This is a genomic window from Janthinobacterium sp. FW305-128 (assembly GCF_020858135.1).
Taxonomy (GTDB): domain Bacteria; phylum Pseudomonadota; class Gammaproteobacteria; order Burkholderiales; family Burkholderiaceae_D; genus Janthinobacterium.
The window spans coordinates 216,835-240,792 of the sequence record NZ_JACYMK010000011.1; the positions used below are offsets into that span (position 1 = coordinate 216,835).

Genomic DNA, 23,958 nt, shown 5'->3' on the forward strand with positions numbered 1-23,958 from the left:
GATGCGTTTACATGGAAAAATGCGGACATTGCCTGGGACTCCGTGTGATCAGGGAAACGTACTGGTAGTTGATGTAATGACTTGTTTGCAAGATTACATAATAGAAATAGTGATTCAACAAGCGCGATTCAATTGAATCTTGTGCCAGAAAGAAATATTCAAAATAGCTACCATGAGCGGCTCGATGGCGTGCCGCAGGTATTTTTCGGCCGTCATCGTCTTTTACGTGAACCGGAGCAAGCATGAGCAAGATCAAATACGCGGCCGCAGCGGCCTTATGGGCCAGCCTGTCGCCCGCCATGGCGGCGTCCACCCCGGCCGCACCACCATTCCTCGATGTGCTCGCCTATCAGTACGCCAATTGCGTCAAACCTGCCTACCATCAGGCCGACCTGCTGGTACAGGACGGGGCGGGGCGCTACCAGATCGACGTCAAGGGGGAGGCCTACACGGTCGAACTGCAGGAACGCATGGGCTTTTCGCTGCAGGCGGGCACAGGCGGTCCCGTGGCGGCTGTCGTCAAGCTGGACCGGCCGCCGCAGGGACAGTTCGCGGAGCAGGCGCGCTGGCGCGAGCGCTGGCTGCGCGACGTGGCCGAGCGCAGCGGCGTAGCGCTGGACGAGCGGGCGCTTGCGGGCGGCGCGCGCCTGCTGGCCGTCAACAAGGGCGAGATCAAGGGAAACTATGTGGGGCAGTCGCTGCTGATCGATCCGGCACGGCAGTTGTTCATCGATATCGCGTGGCCGAGCACGCTGGATATTTATCGCGGCCCCGATGCCCTGCGGCAGGTGCGGCAAGTGCAGGGCGATGTCTGGAAACGCATGCTGTCCTGCCCGCCGGCCGCGTGAAGCCGGTCGCCTTCGCATATCCCTGCTGCGTGCACGTGCATACACAAATAATAATGATTCTCATTTATAATTCAGCGCTATGGGGGTGCAATGGGCTGGCGCCATGGCGCCACGGGTAGTGAAGGAGGGCATGATGGGCAGTGTGTATGGCAACGAGGACGCGATCGCGCACGAGCATCGCGTACTGATGGGCGAATATGGGCGGGCGCAGGCGCGTTGCAGTGCGCAGCTGGCGGCGCAGGCGGCCCGCATCGCGCAGCTGGAGTCGGAATTGATGCGCGCGCGGGCGCAGGTGGTGATCCGCGATTCCAGGCTGGCGCTGGCGCGCGATGAACTGGCCGAACTGGCGGCCAGCGTGCCGGGCTTGCCGACGCGAGCCCGGCTGGCCCGCCGGGTCGAGTGGCTCAGCGAGCGGGTGCAGGACCTGATGCGCGAGCTGCTGCGCCTGCAGTGGCTGCCGGCGCCATCCTTGCAGGCCGACGTGCGCGAAAAAGCCGTGCTGTATGTGGGCACTTATTCAAGTCTGGCGCCGGGACAGCACGCGGCTGGCGCCAACGTGGCGCAGCTGGCCATCGAGCAGGCCGGCGGGCGCTTCCTGCATCACGCTGGCGGCGATGACGGCGCCGACGACGCGGCGGCGCTGGAAGCCGGTCTGGTGGCGGCCGACCTGGTGATTTGCCAGACGGGCTGCGTCAGCCACGATGCCTACTGGCGCGTGCATGACCATTGCAAGCGCACGGGCAAGCAGTGCGTGCTGGTGGACCAGCCGCAAGCCATGCATTTCGTGCGCAAGGAGGCGCTGGCCGATTTTTGATGCCGGATTAACGCCTGCTTAATCCGCATGGGGCAGAATGGACATCCATTCGATGTCATAGCGAGCGCCCATGCTGTCCCTGCAAATCGGTCCCCTGGCCCTGCCCACGGGCCTGGTCCTGTTGTTCGTTTCCCTGTGCGTCGCCTACGGCGCGGCGTGGTGGCTGCGGAAGCACCGCCGGCTGCCGGACGCCGGCCCCCTCGTTTCCGACATGCTGATCGCCGGCCTGCTGGGGGCGCGCGTGGCGTTCGTGCTGCGCTGGCACGAACAGTATCTGGCCGCGCCCGCGTCCATCCTCAATATCCGCGACGGCGGCTTCCTGGCGCCGGCTGGCATCGCGGCCGCGCTGGCCATCGCCGCGTGGCGCTGCCGGCGTCCAGCCATGGCGCTCATGCGCCGGCCGCTGGCCATCAGCGTGGCCTGCGGTGCGCTGGCCTGGGGCGTGTTGAGCGCAGGGCTGGGGCTGGCGTACGACAAGCCGGCGGCCTTGCCGGCCGTGGCCCTGCATGCGCTCGACGGCACCTCCACCAGCCTGGCGGCGCTGGCCGGTGGCAAGCCCATGGTGGTCAACTTGTGGGCCAGCTGGTGCCCGCCATGCCGGCGCGAGATGCCCGTGCTGGCCGCCGCACAGCAGGCGCGCGCCGATATCGTCTTCGTGTACGCGAACCAGCGCGAGGATGCGGCGGCGGCCAGCGCTTTCCTGGACAGGAGCGGCACGACCCTGCGCAATGTGGTGCTCGACAGCGGAGCGGCGCTGGGCAAGGCGGCCGGTTCCTCGGCCCTGCCCACCACCCTGTTCTATGACGCGCAGGGGCGTCTTGCCGACACCCATCTGGGTGAATTGTCCGACGCTTCGCTGGCCAGCAAGCTGCAGAAGATCGCACCCGTTCCCTGAGGCGGGTATGCCTTGTTGACTCAGCCATGGCGCTTTCTGATAGTATACCCCCCTATAGTATTTATCGGAGTGAATCATGGGCCACACGGCACACAACAAGACCAGGCTGCTCAATCGCGTCAAGCGCATCCGCGGCCAGGTGGAAGGCCTGGAGCGGGGACTGGAAGAGGGCCGCGACTGCGGCGAAGTGCTGCAGCTGATCGCCGCCGTGCGCGGCGCCGTCAATGGCCTGATGGCCGAAGTCATCGAAGAGCATTTGCGCGAGCACGTGGCCAGTCCCGATCTCTCCGGCGAAGAGCGGGCCAGGGGCGCCGACGACATCGCGGGCATCCTGCGCACCTACCTCAAATAAGGAGAACGTCATGAAAACGCAATCCCTCAGCGAAGACCTCTCCGCCTGGCAGCACGAACACGTCTTCGGTGCCGCCAGCGACAAGGCGGAATGCCGCGCGCGCATCGTCATGTGGATCACCTTGGCCACCATGGTGCTGGAAATCGTCGCCGGCTGGTGGTACAACTCCATGGCCCTGCTGGCCGATGGATGGCATATGAGTTCGCACGCGCTGGCCATCGGCCTGGCCGCATTTGCGTATGCGGCGGCGCGCCGCTATGCGCGCGACCCCCGCTTTGCCTTCGGCACGTGGAAGATCGAGGTGCTGGCCGGCTATACGAGCGCCATCCTGCTGCTGGGCGTGGCTGTGCTGATGGTGGCCGCTTCCGTCGAGCGCCTGTTCTCGCCGCAGCCCATCCACTATCCGCAGGCGATGGCGGTGGCGGCCTTCGGCCTGGCGGTCAACCTCGTGTGCGCGCTGATCCTCGGCGGGCACCACGACCATGACCACCATGATGGCCACGATCACCATGACCATCATGGGCACCACGACCACCATGGCCATGGCGAAGACCTGAACATGAAGGCCGCCTACATCCACGTGCTGGCCGACGCCGCCACGTCCGTGCTGGCCATCGTGGCGCTGGCCGGCGCGTGGGCTTACGGCTGGCAGTGGCTCGATCCCGTGATGGGTATCGCGGGCGCCGTGCTGGTGGCGCTGTGGGCGAAAAAGCTGATGCTGGACACGGGCAAGGTCTTGCTGGACCGCGAGATGGACCACCCCGTGGTGGATGAAATCCGCGAAGCGGTGGAAATGGAAAGCGCCGGCGACACGCCGCGCATCGTCGACCTGCACGTGTGGCGAGTCGGCAAGCAGCTGTATTCGTGCGCCTTGTCCGTCGTCAGCCGCGACGCCGCATTGACGGCCGCCGAACTGCGCGCGCGCATCGGCATCCACGAGGAAATCGTCCACAGCACCATCGAGATTATTCGCCGGCCTTGATAATGATGGGGAAAAAAGCCCGTTGATGCGGGGCGTAGGCCGTATAATGTCGGCTTTTACAGCACGCGCTGTTCACCAGACAGAGAAGAAAATGAGCACATTACCACCATGCCCGCAATGCCAATCCGAATTCACGTACGAAGACGGCAGCCAGTTGATCTGCCCTGAGTGCGCGCATGAATGGTCGGCCACGGCTGGCGAAGCCGTGGAAGAGGGTGCCCGTGTGTACCGCGATTCGGCCGGCAATATCCTGCAGGACGGCGACACGGTCAGCGTCATCAAGGACTTGAAATTGAAGGGCGGCGGCGGTGTCGTCAAGATGGGCACGAAGGTCAAGAACATCCGTTTGGTCGACAGCGACCACGACATCGACTGCAAGATCGACGGCTTCGGTTCCATGAGCTTGAAGACGGAATTCGTCAAGAAAGTGTAGGACTTTTCCTTGCCATTCGCGGCGCGCCTCGCATTGTTGCCGGCGCGCCGTTTTTTATTTCAGACCCCATGCAAATCGACCATCTCCGCCAGCGCCTGCGCGCCCTGGGCGCCAAGCCCCTGCACGAACAGCGCGTGCTGCGCGACTGGATACAGGGCCAGCCGCACGACCAGGGCCGGCGCCGCGCCGAAGACTTTTTGCCGCTGCCCGTGCGCGACGCCTTGCCTGCGCTCGACCTCGAACTGCAGGGCATGCTGAAACTGCTCAGCACCCATCCGGGTGCCGACGGTTCCGCGCGCCTGCTGGTTGGGCTGCACGACGGCCAGACGGTGGAAAGCGTGCTGCTGCCGCGCGACGGCCTGTGCGTGTCGAGCCAGGTCGGTTGCGCCGTCGGCTGCCAGTTCTGCATGACGGGCCGTGACGGATTGATCCGGCAAGTCACCAGCGGCGAGATCGTCGCCCAGGTGGTGCTGGCGCGCACCTTGCGCCCGGTGAAAAAAGTCGTCTTCATGGGCATGGGCGAACCGGCGCATAACCTGAACAATGTGATGGAAGCGATCGAGCTGCTGGGCACGGAGGGCAATATCGGCCACAAGAACCTCGTGTTTTCCACCGTGGGCGACCCGCGTGCCTTCGAACGCCTGCCGCAGGGGCGCGTCAAGCCGGCGCTGGCCCTGTCGCTGCACACGACGAAGCCGGCGCTGCGCGACCAGCTGCTGCCGCGCGCACCCAGGCTCACCCCGCGCGAGCTGGTGGACTTCGGCGAAGCGTATGCGCGCCTGACCGGCTACCCTGTGCAGTACCAGTGGACGCTGATGGAGGGCGTCAACGATGGCGACGACGAGATGGACGGCATCGTCGCGCTCTTGCAGGGCAAGTACGCGGTGCTCAACATGATCCCGTATAACACCATCGATGACTTGCCGTTCAGGCGTCCCAGCTGGGACAAGGCGCGGGCCATCGCCGCCGCCCTGCACGCGCGCGGCGTGCTGACCAAATTGCGCGATTCGGCCGGGCAGGACGTGGAGGGCGGCTGCGGGCAGTTGCGGGCGCGCGAAGCGAAGGGCAAGGTCATTCCCATCCGTGCCAGCGTGACGGCGTAGGTCGGATTAGCGGAGCGTAATCCGACATTCGCCCATACGCCAACAATGATGTCGGATTACGCGGTGCCCGCTAATCCGACCTACTCGCCCCGCATCCCACCGAGCAAATCGTTTTCATTCAATATCGCAAACGCGATCTCGGGATGCGCGGCCAGGCAGCGGCGCACGGCGGCGGGAATGGCGGCGCGCGTCTTGCGGCACAGGCCGGGCCGCTCCAGCAGGCGGATCTGGAAGCCGCGCACGGTGCGCACTTCGCCGCTGCCCGGCACGATCTGCAATTCCACGCCCAGGTTGCTCTTCAACAGCCGCTGCAGCTTCTGCAGCTGTGCATACGTGGCGATGCCCTCGATGTGCGCCAGCAGGCGCTTTTCTTCCGTCAGGTTCAGGCGCAGGATGGACAGGTCCGCCTGCGGATCGTCGAGCAGGCGCTCGCGCTCGCAGTCGCACAGCTGCGGCGGGCACTCCTTGCGGACTTCAAAATCGACGATGCGCATGCTGGTGTTCCAGTGACGTTCCAATGGCGATCCGGGATCAATCAAGTATCGTCCCCCGCCTGGCGCATGTCAATCAGCGGGGGCTGACGATCAGGCGCCAGCGGATGGCGCCTTGCTCGCTGCTGTGCTGGTGGTGGTTTTGCGGCGGCATGACGTGGCCTTCCGTCGAGACGATCTCGTGCGCGCAGCCGTCGCAGCGGTAGATGCCCGAATACGGCACGGCTTCGCCTGGCGAGGTCAGTTCATCGAAACGCGGGTGCATGGAGCGCGCCACGTAGCTGGGGTTTTTGTAGTCGGCCATGGATTCCTCTGGATGTGGGCAGGTCCCCATTCTGGCACACAATCGTGCGCGGCCTTGACCGCGTGTCTTGGCGCGTGTGCCGCCCTGTGTTGTAATGTTGCTCATCCCATTTGAACACGCAAGGCCATGAGAACCCGCATCAAGATCTGCTGCATCGCTTCCATCGACGAAGCGCAACTGGCCATTGCCGCCGGCGCCGACGCGCTGGGCCTGGTGGCCGTCATGCCGTCCGGCCCCGGCCCGATTCCCGACGCGCGCATCGCGCAGATCGCCGCCTGGACGCCGCCTCCCGTGGCCACCTTCCTGCTGACGTCCGAGACGACGGCGGCAGCCATCGCCGAACACGTGCGCGCCACGCAGCCGTCCACCGTGCAGATCGTCGGCCATATCGATCCCGGCGAAGTGGCGCAGCTGGCGCGCTTGCTGCCGCACGTGCGGCGCGTGCAGGTGATCCACGTGGAGGGACCGGAGGCGTTGGCGCTGATCCCCGCCTACGCGCCCCATGTCCACGCTTTTTTGCTCGATTCGGGACGCCCCGGCGCGGCTGTGCCGGAACTGGGCGGCACGGGCCGCACGCACGACTGGTCCGTCAGTGCGCGCTTCGTGCGCGCCAGCCCCCGTCCCGTCTTCCTGGCCGGCGGCCTCGATGCGAACAACGTGATGGAGGCGCTGCGCCAGGTACGCCCCTACGGCATCGACCTGTGCTCGCGCGTGCGCACGGACGGCCAGCTCGATGTCATGAAGCTGGCCTTGCTGATGGCGGCCGTGCGCGACGCGGATGCGGCGCTGTATGCGGAAGGCTAAGCCGTAGTTGCCGATGCGTTCATCTCGCGCACGAACGCTTCCGTAAACGCGGCCACCATGCCGCTGGCTGCGCGCGGCGAGATCAGGCCCACGACGGAGTGCGATTCCTCGTCCGGCAGGGCGATAAAACGCACGCCGGGCGGCGCCACCAGGCGCATGCTGTCGGGGACGATGGCGATGCCCATATTGGCCTCGATCAGGTTCAGCTGCGACGTCTTGCGCGACAGGGCGCGCGCCGCCTTCGGGAAGAAGCCCTGCGCCAGGCACAGGCCCGCCACCAGGTAGCTCAGGCCCCCCCGGTCCTTGTGCGGGATAGAGACGAACGCTTCGTCGCGCAGGGCGGCGATCGTCGTGCGCTCCAGCGCCGCCAGCGGCGACATCGCCGACACGGCCACCACCAGTTTTTCCGCGTACAGTTCGCGCACGACGATGTTGGCGTGCTTGCGCAGGGTGGGCAGGCGCACGAGGCCCAGGTCGGCGCGGCCTTCTTCGATATCAAACGCCTGGTTTTCCGACGAGCCTTTCGACACGTCGAGCGAAACGCCGGGGAATTGCGCCAGCAGCCGGTTCAGCACGGCGCCGATGGCGGGCGTGAGAGTGACGGAACTCGAATGCAGCAGGCGGATGATGCCTTGCGCGCCTTGTCCCACGTGGCGCGTCTGGCGCACGGTTTCCTCGATGTCGTCGAGGATGCGCCTGGCGCGTTCATAAAACAGCTGTCCCGCGGGCGTCAGCTCGATATGGCGCGCGTCGCGCGTGAGCAGCAGGGCTTGCACCTCGCCCTCGAGCTCCTTGATTTGCCGGCTCAGGGCCGACTGCGCGATATACAGCTTTTCCGCCGCGCGCGAGTAGCTGCCCGCATCGACGACTTCGACAAAGTAGCGGAACTGTCTGATGGAAATCAATCGTATGCCTTTTCGAGATCGGAGACTGCCTGATTTGATATTGGCCTGGCCCCGGCGTTCGCGCTACAGTGGCCTGGTCTGCTGTCACTGCAAAGGAAAGACCATGCTGGAATTGATCGGGGTGCTGGGACTGCTCGTCAGTATTATCGTAAAACTGATTTTCGTCCAGATCGGCGGCGCGGCCGAGGGCAAGGAGGACTAATATGCCAGCGTCGCCACATACGGTGCCGACAACGCCAGCGTTTTCAGGCGGCAGGCCGGTGCGGCCCCATCCCACTCCGCCAACTGCTTGCCCGCGCACTTGAGCGCCGCCTCGCGCGCCGTCCATGCCTGCGCCAGGCGCCGCGGGCGCTGATCGGCAGGGCAGTCGGCCAGCTTAGCTGCCACTTGCGGCCCCAAATAGTCGCGTGCCAGATGGAACCAGTCGGCAATGTCCTGCACGCGCATCACGTCGATGCCAACGGGACCGTGCAGGCCGATGGCTGCCAGCGACAGTCCCTCGTCATGGCTGAACGACAGGCCGGCCGCGCGTCCTGCCAGCAGCAAACGGGGAGGGGCGCCCGGCGTCGATTCCACTGTAATCGCCCCGATGTCCAGGTTTTGCCACTGCGCCGCCGCTTCGCGCACGGCCTGGCGCAGGTGCGCGCGCGCTTCCACGCGGGATGGCGGCGGCACGATGCCGATCGCCAGCACGCCGTCGTCCGCCCAAAGCACCGTAAAATCCATCAGCTGCAATCAGCTACGCAAAGGCGCGGCCGGACATCCCGCCCAGTTGCTGCCGGCGGGGATGTGCTCGCCCTTCATCACCAAGGTCAGCGGTCCCAGGCGCGCATTGTCGCCCACCTTGGCGCTGTACAGCACGGAGCTGCGCGGCCCCATGTAGACGCGCTGGCCGATCTCCACGTGGTCGATCTTCATCACGCGGTCTTCGAACAGATGCGTTTGCGGGCAGGTGAGCGCATTCAATTCGCTGTAGTCGCCGATGTGCACGCAGTCGAATTCCGTGATGTCCGTCGTATCCATGTAGACGCCGCGGCCGATCTTGCAGCCGAACAGGCGGAAGGCCAGCGGCAGCCACGGCGTGCCGCGCAGGTAGCGCATGAAGTTGGGCACGGCGATGCCTTCATACAGGTTCGTGACGCCTTCCGAAATCCACACGAAAGGCGTCCACATGGGCGCCGCATGTTTGCGGTAGCGTCCCAGCAGCAGCCACTTGAACAGTACGACCACCAAAAAATTGCCGATGCCGTAGGCCAGGCCGGCGATGGCCAGGTCGCCCACCACTTCGCCCCAGCGCCCTGCGCCCGCGATCGGCATCACGTCCAGCACCAGCGTGTAGCCGACGGCAATCACCACGGCGTGCGGCGCGACGATGCGGAACGCTTCGATCAGGCTGCGTCCCAGGCGGCGCAGCAGCGACGGCTTGAACGTCAGGTGCTCGGCAAAGCCGCTGACCTGTTCGCGCGCGGGCAAATGCATGGGCGGGGAACCGAGCCAGGTATCGCCGCTGTGCATCTGCTCATTGCGCGGCGCGTGCGTGTGCACGCCGATCAGCACATGTTCGGGCAGCACGGTGCCGTCCGGGATATAGCTGCCGTTGCCGACGAAGCTGCGGTGCGAGACGACGGTGGGGCGCATGGTCATCCAGCCGCCGTCGATCTGCTCATCGCCCAGCATGACGGCGTCGGCGATGAAGGTGTCGTCGCCCAGGGTCAGCATGTCGGGCACGACGCCCAGCGCCGTGGAAATCTCCGCGCCCTTGCCGACCTTGGCGCCCAGCAGGCGGTACCAGTAGGGCGCGTACACGGTGGCGTAGATGCCGTGCAGGACGTTCAGGCTCGATTCCTGGATATGGCTGACCAGCCACTTGGCGCAATAGATATTGCTGTGCACGGGCGAGCTGCCCGGCTTCAGGCGCGGCAGCGCGCCCCAGCGGATGGCGGCCGACAGCAGGGCCGTGAGCACGATCAGCACGGCGCTGGCGGGGAAGGCCAGCAGGAAGTAGCGGGCCAGCTGGGTCGTCACGTCGCGCCCCTGCAGCCACGGCATCATTTCGCGCTCGTCGAACCAGTCGATCAGCACGAAGCTGGGGAAGACGGGCATGAAGAACAGCACGGCGATGAGGACCATGCCGAAGCAGAAGAACAGGGTTTCGCCCGTCAGGCGCAGGCGCGAGACGGCAGGGCGCGGCGGCTGGCTGGCCCGGTCATAGGGGCCGATGTCGCGCGCGGGCGACCCCGTCCAGACGCGCCCTGCCGGCACCGAAGCGCCGTCGGCCAGTGCCGACTGGCCCTCGAGGTGACCGAAGGCGCCCACTTGCGTATTGCCTTCCAGGATAGCGTAAGAGCTGATGCAGGCATCGTCGCCGATGCTGATCTGCCCCAGCAGCAAACGGCCCCGTTCCACGCGGGCGTTTTCAAAGTTGACGGCATTGCCCACGCTGACGTTGTCGCCGATGGACAGCAAGTCGGGCGCGCGCAGGGTCATCGAGCCGATGACGACTTCCTTGCCCACTTTCGCGCCCAGCGCGCGCAGCCACCAGCTGTTCAGGGATGAGCCGCTGAGCAGATACGCGGGCGCCGATTCGACCAGGCGGTCGGCCAGCCACCAGCGGTAATAGGTGACGCCCCACAGCGGATAGCTGCCCGGTTTCAGACGCCCGGCGATCAGCCACTTGCCGGCAATCGCAATGGCAAATTCGGCCAGGGTCGCGAGCAAGAACACGCCGATCGAGGCGGCGATGGCGCGCGGCACGGTGTCGCCCGTGTCGCCCGTGAAGAAGTGGTAGGTGAAGAACGGCGCCATCCACTGCGCCATGCGCAGGGTGACGAGGCCCGGCACGGCCGCCGCCTGCGCCGCGCCGCAGACCCAGCGCTTCCAGGCCGACGGCGGCGTCCAATCCGCTTCCGGCGTGGCCAGCGCGGGCGCTTCGTTCAGCACGGCGGCGATCTTGCCGATCTGCCGGTTCTGGTAAATGTCGCGTACCGTCATGTGGGCGTAGGCCGGATCGGCGCGCAGGGCGGATGCCAGGCGGGCGGCCAGGAAGGAGTGGCCGCCGAGGTCGCTGAAGAAGTCCAGCTGGCGCAAGATGGCCTGACCGGGGAACAGCTTGGCCAGGGCCGCGAACAGGGCCGCTTCGGCCGGCGTTTCCGGCACGTCCGAGATCCCCGCCTCGCCGGCCTGCGGCGCGGATAATGGCATGGCTTTCAAGGCCTTCCTGTCGATCTTGCCCGAGGTGAGGCGCGGCATCAGCGGCAGCAATTCAAAACGGCCCGGCACCATGTAGGGCGGCAAATGCAGGTTCAGGGCCGCGCGCAGGGTTTTCGCCGCCAGGGCGTCGCCGGGCGCCTCGTCGCTGCCGACGATGTAGGCCACCAGCTGGTCGATGCCGTCATCCTTGCGCAGCAGGACGGCCACCGTGCCCACGCCCGGCTGCTGCGCCAGCACGGCTTCGATCTCGCCCAGCTCCACGCGGAAGCCGCGTATCTTCACCTGGTCATCGGCGCGGCCCAGGCACAGCACCTGGCCGTCCGCATCGATGCGGGCCAGGTCGCCCGTGCGGTACAGGCGCGCGTCATCGTCGCTGGTCGCCCACGGGTTGGGCAGGAATTTTTCCACCGTCAGATCGGGCCGGCCCAGGTAGCCCTCGGCCAGGCCGGGGCCGATGATGCACAGTTCCCCCGTTTCGCCGCGCGCCAGCAATGTCAATGGGCGGTTTTCTCCGTGCTCGGCCACCTGCAGCACCAGCAAGCCGTAGTTGGGCAGCGGCGTGCCGATGGTGACGGGTTCGCCGGGGCGCAGCCGCGCCAGGCTGCACGAGACGGTCGCCTCTGTCGGGCCATAGGTGTTGAACATGGCGCGGCCCGGGCGCGACCAGCGCTCGACCAGGGACTCGGGGCACATCTCGCCGCCCAGGTTGATCAGGCGCAGGCTCGGTACTTCTTCGGCGAACAGGGCCAGCAGGGTAGGCACGGCATGGAGAACGGTGACGTGGTTGGCGGCCAGCGCGCGCGGCAAGGCTTCCGGGTCGCCCGAGATCTCCTTGGGACCCAGCCACAGGGTGGCGCCCACCAGGTAGGCGATCCAGATTTCCTCGAACGACATGTCGAAGGCGACGGAAAAGCCCTGGTAGACGGTGTCGCTTTGCGTCACTTCCAGCACGGCGTTTTCGCTGCGCAGGAAGTGGCAGATGCTGCGCTGATTGATCAATATGCCCTTGGGCTTGCCCGTGGAGCCGGACGTGTAGATCACGTACGCGGGGTGTTCGGGCAAGACTGTGCCGCGCGCGGGCAGCAGTTCGCCCGGCGCGGCGGGCGCCAGCAGGCTTTCCGCGGTCCACACGGGACGCTCGACGCCAGCCTGCTCCAGGCGCGGCGCGAACTGCGCGCAGCTGACGACACCAAAGCCATTGGCGTCATCGAGGCACACCTGCAGGCGTTCGACGGGCGTGTCTTCATCGACGGGCAGCCAGGCGGCTCCCGCCTTGGCGATGGCCGCCTGCATCAGCAGCAGATGCGCGCCGCGCGGCAGCCACAGTCCCACGATGTCGCCGGGCTTGACGCCGGCCGCCATCAGGCGCGACGCCGCCAGGCCCGCCTGCGCATCGAGTTCGGCATACGTGATGCGGCGCGCGCCATCGATCAGGGCGATTTGTTCGGGACAGCGGCGCGCCGTCGCTTCCAGCAGGTCGGCCAGCACTTCCTCGCGCAGCAGATCCGGTCGCGGCGGGCCGTACAGGATGTCGGCGTGGGTGGAAGGGATGCCTGGGCTGACTGCGGTGAAATCGTTCATGGATGACGCTTATCTGTAATGCGGTGTGAGGAATCTGACGGGCTGCGCATGGTGCGCGGCACAGTTGATACATTACAGCACGCAAGACATTTCAGCGTTGCAGAACGGGGAATTTTGCGGGACTTTCAATAATTATGTGGCTGCACGATCAACTGCCATGATTACGGAATGTAAAACGGGGAAACATGGCGCCGATTTGCGCCACAGTAGCCGCCGCCGGATAGCCGTGCAGGGGGCGGCCGGACAGCGCCGCGTCCGCGCAGCCTTCGGCGCGGAACTGCTGCAGCACGTAGTTATCGACGCCTTTCGCGGCCAGGGCGGCGGCCAGGGACAGCAGCTGTGCGTCCGGCAGCAAGTCCGGATGGGTGGTGGTGCGGCATTCGTAGGCGACGCCGCTGGCGAGGATGGCGTCCAGGCAGGCGCGCGCCGGGTCGCCGCTGCCCTCCACGCGGGTCACATGACGATAGTCGGCAAACGGCGCCTTGATGTCGAAGCCGACCCAGTCGACCAGGGGCAGCACTTCCTGCAGGCGCTGCGGATAGATGCAGGCCGTGTGCAGGCCGATGCCGAAACCCAGCGCCCTGACGTCCAGCATGGCGCGCGCCAGCGCCGGGTCCATGCATGCCTCGCCGCCGCTGAAGACGACGGCGTCGACGAGGCCCACGCGGCGCCGCAGCCAGGTCAGTACGTCCTGCCACGGCATGGCGCCTTCGGGCGTGCGCGCCTGCAAATGCGGATTGTGGCAATAGCCGCAACGCCAGGGGCAGCCCTGCACGAACACCACGGCAGCCAGCTTGCCCGGGTAGTCGGTGGCGGAAAAGGGCGTCAGGCCGCCCACTTTCAACTCAGCCATGGCAGGCCGGCTGGCCAACCCGGGCGCTCGCTTCCGTAAAATACTGGCGCTCGTGGAATTCGCCCTGCTTGCCGATGTTGAACGAGGCGACGGGGCGGTGATAGCCCATCACGCGCGTCCAGATTTCGCAGCGCTGGCGTTCGCTGTCGAGCAGGGTGATGGCGGGAGTGAAGTCGGGACGTGCATTCATGGCGTTTCCTCAAGTGATGGAGCAATGTGGGCCTGCTTGCGGGCGATCAGCTCCGCGTCGCAGGTGGGGCAGAATTCATGTTTCCCGGCCAGGTAGCCGTGGCGCGGGCAGATGGAAAACGTGGGCGTGACGGTGATGTAGGGCAGCGAGAAGCGGCTCAGGGCGCGTTTGACCAGCTCGCGGCAGGCGTTCGCGTCCGACAGCGCTTCCGTCATGTACAAATGCAGCACCGTGCCGCCCGTGTATTTGCGCTGCAGCGCGTCCTGCAATTCCAGCGCTTCGAACGGGTCGTCCGTGTGGCCGACGGGCAGCTGCGACGAGTTCGTGTAATACGGATTGTCGACGGTGCCGGCCTGCAGGATGGCGGGATAGCGCTTGCGGTCTTCGCGGGCGAAGCGGTACGTCGTGCCTTCGGCCGGCGTCGCTTCCAGGTTGTACATATGGCCCGTCTCTTCCTGGAAGGCCACCATGCGGGCGCGCACGTGGTCGAGCAGGCGGATCGCCAGCGCATGGCCCTCGGCGGACGTGATGTCCCAGGCGTCGCCGCTGAAATTGCGGATCATCTCGTTGATGCCGTTCACGCCCAGGGTGGAAAAGTGGTTGCGCAGGGTGCCCAGGTAGCGTTTCGTGTAGGGGAACAGGCCTTGCTGCATCAGTTCCTCGATGGTGCGGCGCTTGATTTCCAGGCTGGTCTTGCCCAGTTCCAGCAGGCGGTCCAGGTCCGCCATCAAGGCCGCTTCGTCGCCGCGCCACAGGTGGCCCAGGCGTGCGCAGTTGATCGTCACCACGCCCAGGGAGCCCGTCTGCTCGGCGGAACCGAACAGGCCATTGCCCCTTTTCAGCAGTTCGCGCAAGTCCAGCTGCAAGCGGCAGCACATGGAGCGGATCATGTTCGGCTTGAGTTCCGAATTGATGAAGTTCTGGAAGTAGGGCAGGCCGTAGCGGGCCGTCATTTCGAACAGGCGTTCCGCGTTTTCGCTATGCCAGTCGAAATCCTCGGTGATGTTATAGGTGGGGATGGGGAAGGTGAAGACCCTGCCCTTGGCGTCGCCCGCCATCATGATCTCGATGTAGGCGCGGTTGATCATGTCCATCTCCGCCTGCAGCTCGCCATAGCTGAAGTCCATTTCCCGGCCGGCGATGACGGGAATCTGCTCGCGCAGGTCGTCCGGGCAGACCCAGTCGAAAGTGAGGTTGGTGAACGGCGTCTGCGTGCCCCAGCGCGATGGCACGTTGAGGTTGAAGATCAGCTCCTGCATGTACTGGCGCACGTCTTCATAGCACAGGCTGTCCTTGCGGATGTAGGGCGCCATATAGGTATCGAAGGAGCTGAACGCCTGCGCGCCGGCCCACTCGTTTTGCAGGGTGCCGAGAAAATTGACGATCTGGCCGATGGCGCTCGACATGTGCTTGGGCGGGCCCGATTCGATCTTGCCCGGCACGCCGTTCAAGCCTTCATGCAGCAGGGTGCGCAGCGACCAGCCGGCGCAATAGCCAGCCAGCATGTCGAGGTCGTGGATGTGCAGGGCCGCTTCGCGGTGCGCCGCGCCCACTTCCGGCGGATACACCTGGTCCAGCCAGTAATTGGCGATGACCTTGCCCGATACATTGAGTATCAGGCCGCCCAGCGAGTAACCCTGGTTGGCGTTGGCGTTGACACGCCAGTCGCGCCGGTCCAGGTATTCATTGATGGACGCGGCGACATCGACCTGGCCGCGTGTGGGGGAAACTGCATTTGTCGTCATGAAACCTCCAATAAACACAACATGCGGTGTTTTTATGGAGATTAATCACTAAATATAGTGGCGTCAAAGGGCGCGTGCAGTTGCGTGACGAATCCTTGATGCAGGTGAAAAAACCACGTCAGCCGCTTTTGTTCCAGCGCGTTTCGCGCAGGATCAGCCAGCTCGCGCAAAAGAACGCGGCGCCGCAGGCGGCGACGCTGGCGACGGAGGCGGGCAGCACGTGCGTCCAGATTTCCAGCGGCGTGTAGGTGCTCCAGCTGGCCACGCGCGCGTCGAAGGTGACGTAGTTCGCCAGCAGCCAGTAGACGGCCAGCAGGCCCGTGCAGATGGCGGCCTGACGCAGCAGCGGCATCTTGCGGCGCGCGAACACGGCCAGCAGGAACAGCAGCAGCACGCCCGGATACGCGCCCAGCACCTCGGGCGACAGCACGGAGATGGTCCCTGCGTCATAGCCATCGGGCGGCCCGGCCCACTGCACCTGCAGCGCGGTGAGGAACAGGGTGAGCAGGAAAATCAGCAGCGGTTTGCGGGTCATGGCGGGCAATCGGATAGGGAAAAAGTGGAGCATTTTACAGCCAGGTCAAGCAAGTTGAACGCGCGCCAGCCATGCATGCATTCCTTCACCTGTGTCAAGGACTGGGCGGTATGGGCGGGGCTATAGTCTGCACCCTGAGCCGATACAGGACTGTGAATATCATGATGCTTGAATCAACTACCGCCACCCGCGTGGCCGGACCGCTGGAACTGGTCTGCCCCGCCGGCAGCCTGCCCGCCTTGAAAGCGGCCGTCGACAATGGCGCCGACACCGTGTACCTGGGTTTTCGCGACGCCACCAATGCACGCAATTTCGCCGGCCTCAATTTCGACGAAAAGGCCATCGCCGAGGGCGTGCGCTACGCCCACCAATATGGACGCAAGGTGCTGCTGGCGCTGAATACCTATCCGCAGCCGCACAACTGGGCCGTGTGGCGCAGCGCCATCGACCGCGCCGCGCAAGCCGGCATCGACGCCATGATCGTCGCCGATCCGGGCTTGATGGCGTATGCAAGCGAGCATCACCCGCAGCTGCGCCTGCACCTGTCCGTGCAAGGCTCGGCCACCAACTACGAAGCGATCAATTTTTACCAGGAACACTTCGGCATCGCCCGCGCCGTGCTGCCGCGCGTGCTGTCGATGGCGCAGGTCGAGCAACTGATCGCCAAGACGGACGTCGAGATCGAGGTCTTCGGCTTCGGCAGCCTGTGCGTGATGGTCGAAGGGCGCTGCGCGCTGTCGTCGTATGCGACGGGCGAGGCGCCGAACACGCACGGCGTGTGCTCGCCGGCGAAATCCGTGCGCTGGCTGGAAACGCCGAACGGCCTCGAATCGCGCCTGAACGGCGTGCTGATCGACCGCTACGCACCGGGCGAAAACGCCAGCTATCCGACCCTGTGCAAGGGGCGTTTCGAAGTCAACGACGAAGAGTATTACGCCATCGAGGAGCCGGCCAGCCTGAACACGCTGGCGCTGCTGCCGCAGCTGATCGCCATGGGCGTGCGCGCCGTGAAGATCGAAGGGCGCCAGCGCAGCCCCGCGTATGTGGCGCAGGTGACGCGCGTGTGGCGCGAAGCGATCGACGCCTGCCGCGAAGGCAATACGCGCTACGCCGTCAAGCCGGGCTGGATGGCGGCCATGGACAAGCTGGCTGAAGGCCAGCAGCACACGCTTGGCGCCTATCACCGCTCCTGGAAATAGCAAAACCTGCTGCGCGTCCCGGGGCGCGGCCTGCGATGCTCACCGTGCTGGAGCACGGTTGCGCTTCTCGGCCCCGCCGCGAGCCGCTCGCTACGGTTTTGTCACTTAAAAAAATATTGGAAAAGGCATGCTAAAACTCTCTTTGGGTCCCTTGCTGTACTACTGGCCGCGCGCCACCGTCTTCGAGTTTTACCAGCAGATCGCCGGCACCGCCGTCGATATCGTGTACCTGGGCGAAACCGTCTGCTCGCGCCGGCATGAGCTGCGCCTGGCCGACTGGCTCGATATCGCCGACATGCTGGCCGCCGCCGGCAAGGAAGTGGTGCTGTCGACGCAGGCGCTGATCGAGGCGGGCGCCGAACTGGCCACCCTGCGCCGCATCACGGGCAATGGGCGCTACGGCGTCGAGGCCAACGACATGGGCGCCGTGCACTGCATGGAAAAGGGCGCGTCCTTCGTCGCCGGCCCCCATTTGAACCTGTTCAATGGCCCCAGCCTGCAACTGATGGCGCGCATGGGGGCGCGGCGCTGGGTGATGCCGCTGGAAATGGGGCAGACGGCGCTGGCCGAGATGCAGCGCCAGAAACCGGAAGGGCTGGAGACGGAAGTGTTTGCCTACGGCCGCATGCCGCTGGCGTTTTCCGCGCGCTGCTTCACGGCGCGCAACCGCAACCTGCCGAAGGACGACTGCGGCTACAGCTGCCTGGAAGAGCCGGACGGGCTGCTGCTGCGCACGCGCGACGAAGTGCCCTTCCTCGTACTCAATGGCACGCAGACGCAGTCGGCGCTCGTCTACAACCTGGTGCGCGAACTCGACGCCATGCGTGACATGGGCGTGTCGGTGGCGCGCATCAGTCCGCAAGCCATGCATACGGAACAGGTGATTGCCATCTTCGACCGCGCCCGCCGGGGGCAGGTCAGCGGCATCGGCGCCCAGGCCCAGCTGGCGGCCTGCCAGCCGGCCGGCGCCTGCGACGGCTATTGGCACGGCCAGCCCGGCATGGAACAGCACGCCGCCCATTGAACGCATCGAAAGGAAGAACATGCAAGATCAACTGGAAAGATTGCCCGTCCCGGTCCCGGCCAAGCCTGCCATGAGCAAGCCCGCCGTGTCGTACCGGCTGCCCGAACCGCTGGCCGAATTGCTGTCCAAGCTGCCGCCGTATCCCGCCTCCTGGCTGTTCGTGCAAGGCTTGAACCGCTTGCTGGCGCCGCAATTGCCCGACGACGTGCGCTGCAGCCTGGAGGGGCGCAGCCTGCGCTTGCGCTTGCTGGACGCCGGTATCGCCTTCGATTTTGAGTGGCAGGGCACGGTGTTCGTGGCCGAACGCTATGTTGACGTGCCGGACCTGTGCATCGCCGCCAGCGTGCATGACTTGATGCTGCTGGCGCGGCGCCAGGAAGATCCGGACACCCTGTTCTTCAGCCGCCGTTTGAGCCTGGAAGGCGATACGGAGCTGGGCTTGCTGTTCAAGAATACGCTCGATGCCATCGAATTGCCGCCGTTCGACCTGCAGTCGCTGGGACCGCGCCGCGTGCTGGCGCATTTGCGCGACCGGGGCGCGCGGGGAGGCTGAGCGGAAAAGGGGAGGCGGGCGCTCAGTGGCGGCAGTGGCCGCAGGCGCCGCTGCACGATGGCAATTGTTCTTCATCGGACGCCTCGCCCATGAAGCCGGCGTCGTTGACGGCGGTCAGCAAACGTTCCTGCGTGGCCAGGCGTTCGTCGAATTGCACCGTGGCGCCGTGGCGCGCCAGCGAGACGCAGACGGTGGCCACGCCCGTGACGGCCTCAAGTGCGCCCGTCAATCTGTCGGCGCAGCCTTCGTGATCCATTCCAATAATATTCAAGCGCGCTGTCTGCATGTGGTCCTCTTGTTTTTCAGATAAAAAAACAGCGTAGGCGAGGGGCGCGCATGCCGTCCAGAGCAGCACGCAAGATTTATTTTCTATTTACGGTTTTATTGATCTGGATTAATTTGCACCGCTCCACTTCCGCCTGAATTGCTGTTGTTTTGTACACAGTTTCCATAATCCAGTCGACAAGCGTGCCCCGCTGCGCGATACTGTCATTCTGATAAGAACGCTGATGAAAGCGCTGGAAAGGAGGGGCCATGCAGCGCCGCCCCCTGCTCAAGCTTGCCGCCCTGTGGCCGTTGCGCGCTGCCGCCGCCGGCACGTCGCCGCCACTGCAGCTCGTGTATCCGCGCCATCAGGCGCTCGATGATCCACAGCAAGGTTATGTGACGGCCTTGCTGCAACAGGCGCTGTCGCGGTCGGGCCATGTCTATGCCTTGCGCCGCTCCGCACTGCGCATGGTGCAGACGCGCGCCATGCAGGAAATCGCCATGGCGTCAGGCAGCGTCGATGTCGTCTGGGCCATGACGAGCCGGGCGCGCGAAACGCAATTGCTGCCGGTGCGCATACCGATCGACCGCGGCCTGATCGGCTGGCGCGTGGCCCTGATCCATGCCCGCCAGACGCAGCTGCTGCGCGGCGTGCGCAGCGTCGCCGCCCTGGCGCGGCTGTCTGCCGGCCAGATGCGCGACTGGCCCGACTGCGCCATCCTGCAGGCGAATGGCTTGCGCCTCGATACGTCGAGCACCTACGAAGGCCTGTTCCAGCAACTGGCGGCAGGGCGCATCGATTACTTTCCCCGTTCCGTGATCGAGGCGCAAAGCGAGCTGGCCAGCCACGCGCAATTGCCGCTGGCGCTAGACACCCACCTGGTCATCCGCTACCCGGCCGCACTGTACTTTTTTGTCGGCAAGCACAGGCCGGAACTGGCGCGCCACATTGAACTGGGACTGGAAACCATGCTGGCCGATGGCAGCTTTGCGCAGCTGTTCCAGCGCCATTTCGGCCGTCTCGCGCAGGGCCTGAATCTGTCCCGGCGTTACGTGCTGGAGCTCGTCAATCCTGACCTGCCGGAGGAGACGCCGCTGGCGCGCAAGGCACTTTGGTATCGTCCAAATCATTACTAATGGTTTAGTTGAGCTATGTCAAACGACTGCTTCAATCGTGCGCAGGATGTTTGAGGAAACGCAAAGCGAGTTCAACAGAACACCTGTTGACACTTATAAAATTTTCGCCGAACATCATTCTACTTTGCAACACTTTGCAATACTTTCCCAGCGATAGCCGCCATGGCGGCTGTCGTGCGGGACCCGTGCGCCCGTTCAACGGCAAGCCGCCGCCAGCCACCGAACGCTGTGCTCCCTTGTAACCATCCGTTATCTTTTCGAAGGTTTGCCCATGCTCGATTCGATCGCGTCGGTATTGCACCAGGTGCCGGAATTGGCCCTGTTCCTGGCGCTGGCGCTGGGCTACGCGGTAGGGCAGATACGCTTCGGCCCGATCCAGCTCGGCGGCGTGTGCGGCACCCTGATCGCCGCGCTGCTGATCGGCCAGCTGGGCATTACCCTGGACGCCAGCGTGAAAAACGTTTTCTTCATGCTGTTTATCTTTGCCCTCGGCTACGCGGGCGGTCCCCAGTTCTTTGCCAACCTCAATGCCAAGGGCTTGCGCCTGGGAATACTGTGCCTGATCGAAGTGGTGGTGGTGCTGGCGCTGGTGCTGCTGGCCACGCGTTTCCTGGGCCTGGACCAAGGGACGGCGGCCGGCATGATGGCGGGCGCGGCGACGGAATCGGCCGTCGTCGGCACGGCCACGGACGCGATCTCGAAGCTGGCGCTGCCGGCGGCCCGCATCGCCGAGCTGCAAGCCAATGTGGTCACCGCGTATTCCATCACATATATCTTTGGCCTGATCGCCATCGTCATCGTCACCAGCCAGATTTTTCCGCTGTTGTTGCGCGTCAATCTGCGCGAGGAAGCGGACAAATTATGGGAAAAAATGGGCGGCGCGCAGGCGGGCGCCGACGATTTGCAGGCGACGCCGGAAATGGTCGGCCGCGCTTACCGCATCAGCCGGGGCGCGGGACGCCGCCTTGATGCCTTGCAGCATATTTTTGCGGGCCGCGCCAGCATCACGCGCGTGCGCCGGCACGGCAAGGTATTACCGTTGGAGCCGCCACTGCGCCTGCGCAATAACGACGAAGTGCTGGTGATCGGCCACCGTCCCGCACTGGTGGCGGCCGAAGCCATCCTGGGCGAGGAATTTGCCGACACGACGGGCTTGAACATGGCCGTCTCCGCCGTCGAAGTGGTGCTGCAGCAAGCCGCGCTGGTGGGTCAGCCCCTGCGCCAGCTTGCCTTGCCCACCGGCGTGCATGTGGCGGCCGTCATCCGCGGCGAGCACAGCATGCCGCCCTTGCCCGACCTGGCCCTGCAGCGCGACGACGTGCTGCGCCTGTACGGCACGACGGAAGGACGCGAACTGAACACGGCGCTGGCCGCCATCGGCAAGCGCGTGCCCACGGGCGACCGCAGCAATATCGTCTACGCCAGCATCGGCATCGTGCTCGGCGTGTATATCGGCGGCTTTACCGCCAGGCTGGGCGGCATTCCGTTTTCGCTGGGCACGGGCGGCGGGGCCTTGCTGACGGGGCTCGTGTTCGGCTGGTACCAGGCGCGAAAACCTGGCATGCCGGGCATCCACCCCAGCGCGCTCGACATGATGAAGGATATCGGCCTGGCCACCTTCATTGCCTGCGTCGGCCTGGCGTCGGGACCGCAGGCAATCGAGCTGGTGCGCCAGTACGGCTTGTCGCTGCCGCTGATGGGCGTCTTGATCGCCGTCATCCCCGCCTCGCTGTCGTTGCTGGTGGGCCACTTTTTCCTCAAGCTGGAAGCGCCCGTGCTCTTGGGCGCCATCGCCGGCCAGCAGTGCAGCACGCCAGCCTTGTCGGCCGTGCAGAACGCGGCCGGCAATTCCACGCCCTTGCTGGGCTACACGATTACCTATGCCATCTCGAACGTGGTGCTGCCTCTGCTGGGGCCGCTCATCGTGGCCCTGGCCGGGTCCGTTCATGCATGAGCAGCTTGCAAGAGCACAGGCAGTAAAGAATTCCTTCAACACGAAAGGCGGTCCGCATGGAATGGTTGCATGAGTTATTCAAGAAGTCGCCCGAAATTGCCTTGTTTCTCTCCCTGGCAGTGGGCTACTACATCGGCAAGATCAAGTTCGGCTCGTTTCAGCTGGGCGGGGTCGCCGGTTCACTGCTGGTGGCGGTCCTCGTCAGCCAGGTAGGCGTGGCCATCGATCCCGGCGTCAAGTCGGTACTGTTCGCCCTGTTCATTTACGCGGTCGGTTATGAAAGCGGACCGCAATTCTTCAATTCGCTGGGGCGCCAGTCCGTGCGCGAAATCATCCTGGCCGTCGTGCTGGCCGTGACGGCGCTGCTGACGGTGGTCATCATGGCCAAGGTGTTCGGCCTGGACAAGGGCCTGGCGGCCGGCGTGGCGGCGGGCGGCTTGACGCAGTCGGCCATCATCGGCACGGCCGGCGACGCGATCACCAAGCTGGGCCTGGCGGCCGACGAGGTGGCGCGCCTGCAGGGCAACGTGGCTGTCGGCTATGCCGTGACCTATGTGTTCGGCTCGTTCGGCGCCATCATCGTCTGCGTCAATATCTTGCCGAAACTCATGGGTCGCACCATCCGCGAAGATGCGATCAAGGCGGAAACGGCGCTGCAGGCGGGCGTGCAGGTGCTGGGACCTGGCCAGACGCCGGCCGCGCCCGACTTGATCGGCCGCATCTACGACGTGGGTCCCGGTGCCGGCCGCACCGTGGAAGAGATCGAAAGCGCTCATCCGAACACGGCCATCACCATCGAGCGCGTGAAACGCAATGGCCAGATCATCGACGTCAGCCCGGACCTGGTGCTGGCCGCCGACGATATCGTGCTGCTGGTGGGCCGCCGCGAAGCCATGCTCAGCGTGTCTTCCCAGCTGGGCAAGGAATTGCTGGCCGTCGAAGGCATGGAACTGGTGATGCAGCGCCGCGACATGGTGCTGACCAACAAGGCTTACCACAACAAGACGGTGGGTGAAATCCGCAGCGCGACGGCGCCGGGCGTGCGTCACGGCATCTTTGTCGTGCAGCTGAGCCGCATGGGCAAGATCCTGCCCATGCAGCCGGAAACCGTCGTGCAGACGGGCGACGTGGTGACCATCTATGGCGCCGAGCAGGACGTCAAGCGCGTGGCGGCCGAAGTGGGCTACATGATCGTGCCGAGCGCCAAGACGGATTTCGTCTACATGGGCGCCGGCCTCGTCGTCGGCCTGCTGGTGGGCTTGCTGGTGGCGCGCATCGGTTCGATTCCGCTGACACTGGGCAGCGGCGGCGGCGTGCTGCTGTCGGGTCTCGTGTTCGGCTGGTTCCGCGCCAAGCGCCAGACCTTCGGTTACATGCCCAGCGGCGCCGTGCAAATCCTCAAGGATCTGGGCCTGGCCGGCTTCGTTGCCGTCGTCGGCCTCACGTCCGGCCTGCAAGCCGTGCAAACCGTGCGCGAACACGGCCTGACCCTGTTCGGCGTGGGCGTCGTGGTGACCATCCTGCCGATGATACTGACCATGCTGGTCGGCCGTTACGTCTTGCGCTATGACAACGTGGCCGTGTTTGCGGGCGCCTTGTCCGGCTCGCGCAGCGCCAATCCCGCGTTCGGCGAAGTGCTGAACGCGGCGCAAAACTCGATTCCCACCGTACCGTTTGCCATCACGTATGCCCTGGCCAACGTTTTCCTGACCTTGCTGGGGCCGCTGATTGTGGCCTTCGTCTGAGTCTGCATGTATGTGCAAGCACCTTTGCAAGAAC

The 23,958-nt window shown here is 65.2% G+C and carries 24 protein-coding genes; 14 read left to right on the forward strand and 10 right to left on the reverse strand.

Annotated features, from left to right (window positions below):
- The first annotated feature begins 242 nt into the window (after positions 1-242).
- The 7 genes from IGS60_RS22335 to IGS60_RS22365 all read left to right on the forward strand — a co-directional run bounded on the left by IGS60_RS22335 (position 243) and on the right by IGS60_RS22365 (position 5,427).
- The gene (locus tag IGS60_RS22335; RefSeq protein WP_230506237.1) at positions 243-848 is read left to right on the forward strand and encodes a hypothetical protein; all 606 of its coding nucleotides are present in this window, start codon (positions 243-245) and stop codon (positions 846-848) included.
- 274 nt (positions 849-1,122) lie between these two features.
- Positions 1,123-1,662, forward strand: a complete 540-nt coding sequence (locus tag IGS60_RS22340; protein WP_230506280.1) for a DUF2325 domain-containing protein — start codon at positions 1,123-1,125, stop codon at positions 1,660-1,662.
- Positions 1,663-1,732: 70 nt separating this feature from the next.
- Positions 1,733-2,557, forward strand: a complete 825-nt coding sequence (locus tag IGS60_RS22345; protein WP_070289813.1) for a TlpA disulfide reductase family protein — start codon at positions 1,733-1,735, stop codon at positions 2,555-2,557.
- A gap of 76 nt (positions 2,558-2,633) precedes the next feature.
- A complete protein-coding gene (locus tag IGS60_RS22350) occupies positions 2,634-2,909 on the forward strand; it encodes a metal/formaldehyde-sensitive transcriptional repressor (protein WP_070218310.1) in 276 nt (91 codons plus the stop codon).
- 10 nt (positions 2,910-2,919) lie between these two features.
- A complete protein-coding gene (gene dmeF / locus IGS60_RS22355) occupies positions 2,920-3,891 on the forward strand; it encodes a CDF family Co(II)/Ni(II) efflux transporter DmeF (RefSeq protein WP_230506238.1) in 972 nt (323 codons plus the stop codon).
- A gap of 91 nt (positions 3,892-3,982) precedes the next feature.
- Positions 3,983-4,324 carry a zinc ribbon domain-containing protein YjdM gene (locus IGS60_RS22360; RefSeq protein WP_070218308.1) on the forward strand — a complete coding sequence of 114 codons (342 nt, stop codon included), beginning with the start codon at positions 3,983-3,985 and terminating at the stop codon, positions 4,322-4,324.
- A 68-nt stretch (positions 4,325-4,392) separates the two neighbouring features.
- Complete coding sequence (locus tag IGS60_RS22365) at positions 4,393-5,427, forward strand: RNA methyltransferase (RefSeq protein WP_230506239.1); 1,035 nt, start codon at positions 4,393-4,395, stop codon at positions 5,425-5,427.
- Between the two features lie 80 nt (positions 5,428-5,507).
- Here the strand turns inward: IGS60_RS22365 and IGS60_RS22370 are convergent, their stop codons facing one another.
- Both IGS60_RS22370 and IGS60_RS22375 read right to left on the reverse strand, forming a co-directional pair.
- Entirely contained in the window at positions 5,508-5,921 is a 414-nt protein-coding gene (locus IGS60_RS22370; RefSeq protein ID WP_070218306.1) for a hypothetical protein, read from the reverse strand.
- Between the two features lie 73 nt (positions 5,922-5,994).
- Complete coding sequence (locus tag IGS60_RS22375) at positions 5,995-6,222, reverse strand: hypothetical protein (RefSeq protein ID WP_070218305.1); 228 nt, start codon at positions 6,220-6,222, stop codon at positions 5,995-5,997.
- Positions 6,223-6,348: 126 nt separating this feature from the next.
- Here IGS60_RS22375 and IGS60_RS22380 point away from each other — a divergent pair, with 126 nt between their 5' ends.
- Entirely contained in the window at positions 6,349-7,026 is a 678-nt protein-coding gene (locus IGS60_RS22380) for a phosphoribosylanthranilate isomerase (RefSeq protein ID WP_230506240.1), read from the forward strand.
- Here IGS60_RS22380 and IGS60_RS22385 read toward each other — a convergent pair.
- From IGS60_RS22385 to IGS60_RS22410, 7 genes are all read right to left on the reverse strand, one after another.
- Entirely contained in the window at positions 7,023-7,931 is a 909-nt protein-coding gene (locus IGS60_RS22385; protein ID WP_070289800.1) for a LysR family transcriptional regulator, read from the reverse strand. The genes IGS60_RS22380 and IGS60_RS22385 overlap by 4 nt on opposite strands.
- Before the next feature lie 198 nt (positions 7,932-8,129).
- Positions 8,130-8,645, reverse strand: coding sequence for a 4'-phosphopantetheinyl transferase superfamily protein (locus IGS60_RS22390; RefSeq protein ID WP_230506241.1), 516 nt, complete (start codon positions 8,643-8,645; stop codon positions 8,130-8,132).
- 21 nt (positions 8,646-8,666) lie between these two features.
- Positions 8,667-12,722 carry a Pls/PosA family non-ribosomal peptide synthetase gene (locus IGS60_RS22395; RefSeq protein WP_230506242.1) on the reverse strand — a complete coding sequence of 1,352 codons (4,056 nt, stop codon included), beginning with the start codon at positions 12,720-12,722 and terminating at the stop codon, positions 8,667-8,669.
- A 148-nt stretch (positions 12,723-12,870) separates the two neighbouring features.
- Entirely contained in the window at positions 12,871-13,575 is a 705-nt protein-coding gene (locus tag IGS60_RS22400; RefSeq protein WP_230506243.1) for an anaerobic ribonucleoside-triphosphate reductase activating protein, read from the reverse strand.
- A complete protein-coding gene (gene nrdD, locus IGS60_RS28410; protein WP_070218300.1) occupies positions 13,568-13,765 on the reverse strand; it encodes an anaerobic ribonucleoside-triphosphate reductase in 198 nt (65 codons plus the stop codon). Before nrdD ends, IGS60_RS22400 begins: the two co-directional genes overlap by 8 nt.
- Positions 13,762-15,510: a ribonucleoside triphosphate reductase gene (locus tag IGS60_RS22405; RefSeq protein ID WP_099408749.1), complete on the reverse strand. Its 1,749-nt coding sequence runs from the start codon at positions 15,508-15,510 to the stop codon at positions 13,762-13,764. Before IGS60_RS22405 ends, nrdD begins: the two co-directional genes overlap by 4 nt.
- Before the next feature lie 118 nt (positions 15,511-15,628).
- Positions 15,629-16,045 (reverse strand): hypothetical protein, encoded by a 417-nt coding sequence (locus IGS60_RS22410; RefSeq protein ID WP_070289792.1) that lies wholly within the window; start codon positions 16,043-16,045, stop codon positions 15,629-15,631.
- Positions 16,046-16,209: 164 nt separating this feature from the next.
- Between IGS60_RS22410 and IGS60_RS22415 the strand changes: the two genes are divergently transcribed.
- The 3 genes from IGS60_RS22415 (at position 16,210) to IGS60_RS22425 (ending at position 18,821) form a co-directional block, all read left to right on the forward strand.
- Entirely contained in the window at positions 16,210-17,244 is a 1,035-nt protein-coding gene (locus IGS60_RS22415; RefSeq protein WP_070311960.1) for a peptidase U32 family protein, read from the forward strand.
- Between the two features lie 127 nt (positions 17,245-17,371).
- Entirely contained in the window at positions 17,372-18,268 is an 897-nt protein-coding gene (locus IGS60_RS22420; protein ID WP_099408832.1) for a U32 family peptidase, read from the forward strand.
- 19 nt (positions 18,269-18,287) lie between these two features.
- The gene (locus IGS60_RS22425; protein WP_099408747.1) at positions 18,288-18,821 is read left to right on the forward strand and encodes an SCP2 domain-containing protein; all 534 of its coding nucleotides are present in this window, start codon (positions 18,288-18,290) and stop codon (positions 18,819-18,821) included.
- Positions 18,822-18,843: 22 nt separating this feature from the next.
- Here IGS60_RS22425 and IGS60_RS22430 read toward each other — a convergent pair whose 3' ends face one another.
- Positions 18,844-19,107, reverse strand: a complete 264-nt coding sequence (locus tag IGS60_RS22430) for a heavy-metal-associated domain-containing protein (protein ID WP_070218296.1) — start codon at positions 19,105-19,107, stop codon at positions 18,844-18,846.
- Positions 19,108-19,355: 248 nt separating this feature from the next.
- Between IGS60_RS22430 and IGS60_RS22435 the strand changes: the two genes are divergently transcribed.
- The 3 genes from IGS60_RS22435 (at position 19,356) to aspT (IGS60_RS22445) (ending at position 23,924) form a co-directional block, all read left to right on the forward strand.
- A complete protein-coding gene (locus tag IGS60_RS22435) occupies positions 19,356-20,225 on the forward strand; it encodes an ABC transporter substrate-binding protein (RefSeq protein ID WP_230506244.1) in 870 nt (289 codons plus the stop codon).
- A 271-nt stretch (positions 20,226-20,496) separates the two neighbouring features.
- On the forward strand, positions 20,497-22,179 hold the full coding sequence (aspT, locus tag IGS60_RS22440; protein ID WP_230506245.1) for an aspartate-alanine antiporter: 1,683 nt from the start codon (positions 20,497-20,499) through the stop codon (positions 22,177-22,179).
- Between the two features lie 56 nt (positions 22,180-22,235).
- A complete protein-coding gene (aspT, locus tag IGS60_RS22445; protein ID WP_230506246.1) occupies positions 22,236-23,924 on the forward strand; it encodes an aspartate-alanine antiporter in 1,689 nt (562 codons plus the stop codon).
- Positions 23,925-23,958: the final 34 nt, after the last annotated feature.

Bases quoted from the DNA above. Each gene is read 5' to 3' on its own strand.
- IGS60_RS22405 (WP_099408749.1), bottom strand. From the start codon at position 15,510: ATGACGACAAATGCAGTTTCCCCCACACGCGGCCAGGTCGATGTCGCC.
- IGS60_RS22375 (WP_070218305.1), bottom strand. From the start codon at position 6,222: ATGGCCGACTACAAAAACCCCAGCTACGTGGCGCGCTCCATGCACCCG.
- IGS60_RS22380 (WP_230506240.1), top strand. From the start codon at position 6,349: ATGAGAACCCGCATCAAGATCTGCTGCATCGCTTCCATCGACGAAGCG.
- IGS60_RS22415 (WP_070311960.1), top strand. From the start codon at position 16,210: ATGCTTGAATCAACTACCGCCACCCGCGTGGCCGGACCGCTGGAACTG.
- IGS60_RS22370 (WP_070218306.1), bottom strand. From the start codon at position 5,921: ATGCGCATCGTCGATTTTGAAGTCCGCAAGGAGTGCCCGCCGCAGCTG.
- dmeF (WP_230506238.1), top strand. From the start codon at position 2,920: ATGAAAACGCAATCCCTCAGCGAAGACCTCTCCGCCTGGCAGCACGAA.
- IGS60_RS22410 (WP_070289792.1), bottom strand. From the start codon at position 16,045: ATGACCCGCAAACCGCTGCTGATTTTCCTGCTCACCCTGTTCCTCACC.
- IGS60_RS22425 (WP_099408747.1), top strand. From the start codon at position 18,288: ATGCAAGATCAACTGGAAAGATTGCCCGTCCCGGTCCCGGCCAAGCCT.
- IGS60_RS22420 (WP_099408832.1), top strand. From the start codon at position 17,372: ATGCTAAAACTCTCTTTGGGTCCCTTGCTGTACTACTGGCCGCGCGCC.
- IGS60_RS22340 (WP_230506280.1), top strand. From the start codon at position 1,123: ATGCGCGCGCGGGCGCAGGTGGTGATCCGCGATTCCAGGCTGGCGCTG.
- IGS60_RS22335 (WP_230506237.1), top strand. From the start codon at position 243: ATGAGCAAGATCAAATACGCGGCCGCAGCGGCCTTATGGGCCAGCCTG.
- nrdD (WP_070218300.1), bottom strand. From the start codon at position 13,765: ATGAATGCACGTCCCGACTTCACTCCCGCCATCACCCTGCTCGACAGC.
- IGS60_RS22430 (WP_070218296.1), bottom strand. From the start codon at position 19,107: ATGCAGACAGCGCGCTTGAATATTATTGGAATGGATCACGAAGGCTGC.
- IGS60_RS22400 (WP_230506243.1), bottom strand. From the start codon at position 13,575: ATGGCTGAGTTGAAAGTGGGCGGCCTGACGCCCTTTTCCGCCACCGAC.
- IGS60_RS22360 (WP_070218308.1), top strand. From the start codon at position 3,983: ATGAGCACATTACCACCATGCCCGCAATGCCAATCCGAATTCACGTAC.
- IGS60_RS22435 (WP_230506244.1), top strand. From the start codon at position 19,356: ATGCAGCGCCGCCCCCTGCTCAAGCTTGCCGCCCTGTGGCCGTTGCGC.
- IGS60_RS22350 (WP_070218310.1), top strand. From the start codon at position 2,634: ATGGGCCACACGGCACACAACAAGACCAGGCTGCTCAATCGCGTCAAG.
- IGS60_RS22345 (WP_070289813.1), top strand. From the start codon at position 1,733: ATGCTGTCCCTGCAAATCGGTCCCCTGGCCCTGCCCACGGGCCTGGTC.
- aspT (WP_230506246.1), top strand. From the start codon at position 22,236: ATGGAATGGTTGCATGAGTTATTCAAGAAGTCGCCCGAAATTGCCTTG.
- IGS60_RS22395 (WP_230506242.1), bottom strand. From the start codon at position 12,722: ATGAACGATTTCACCGCAGTCAGCCCAGGCATCCCTTCCACCCACGCC.
- IGS60_RS22365 (WP_230506239.1), top strand. From the start codon at position 4,393: ATGCAAATCGACCATCTCCGCCAGCGCCTGCGCGCCCTGGGCGCCAAG.
- aspT (WP_230506245.1), top strand. From the start codon at position 20,497: ATGCTCGATTCGATCGCGTCGGTATTGCACCAGGTGCCGGAATTGGCC.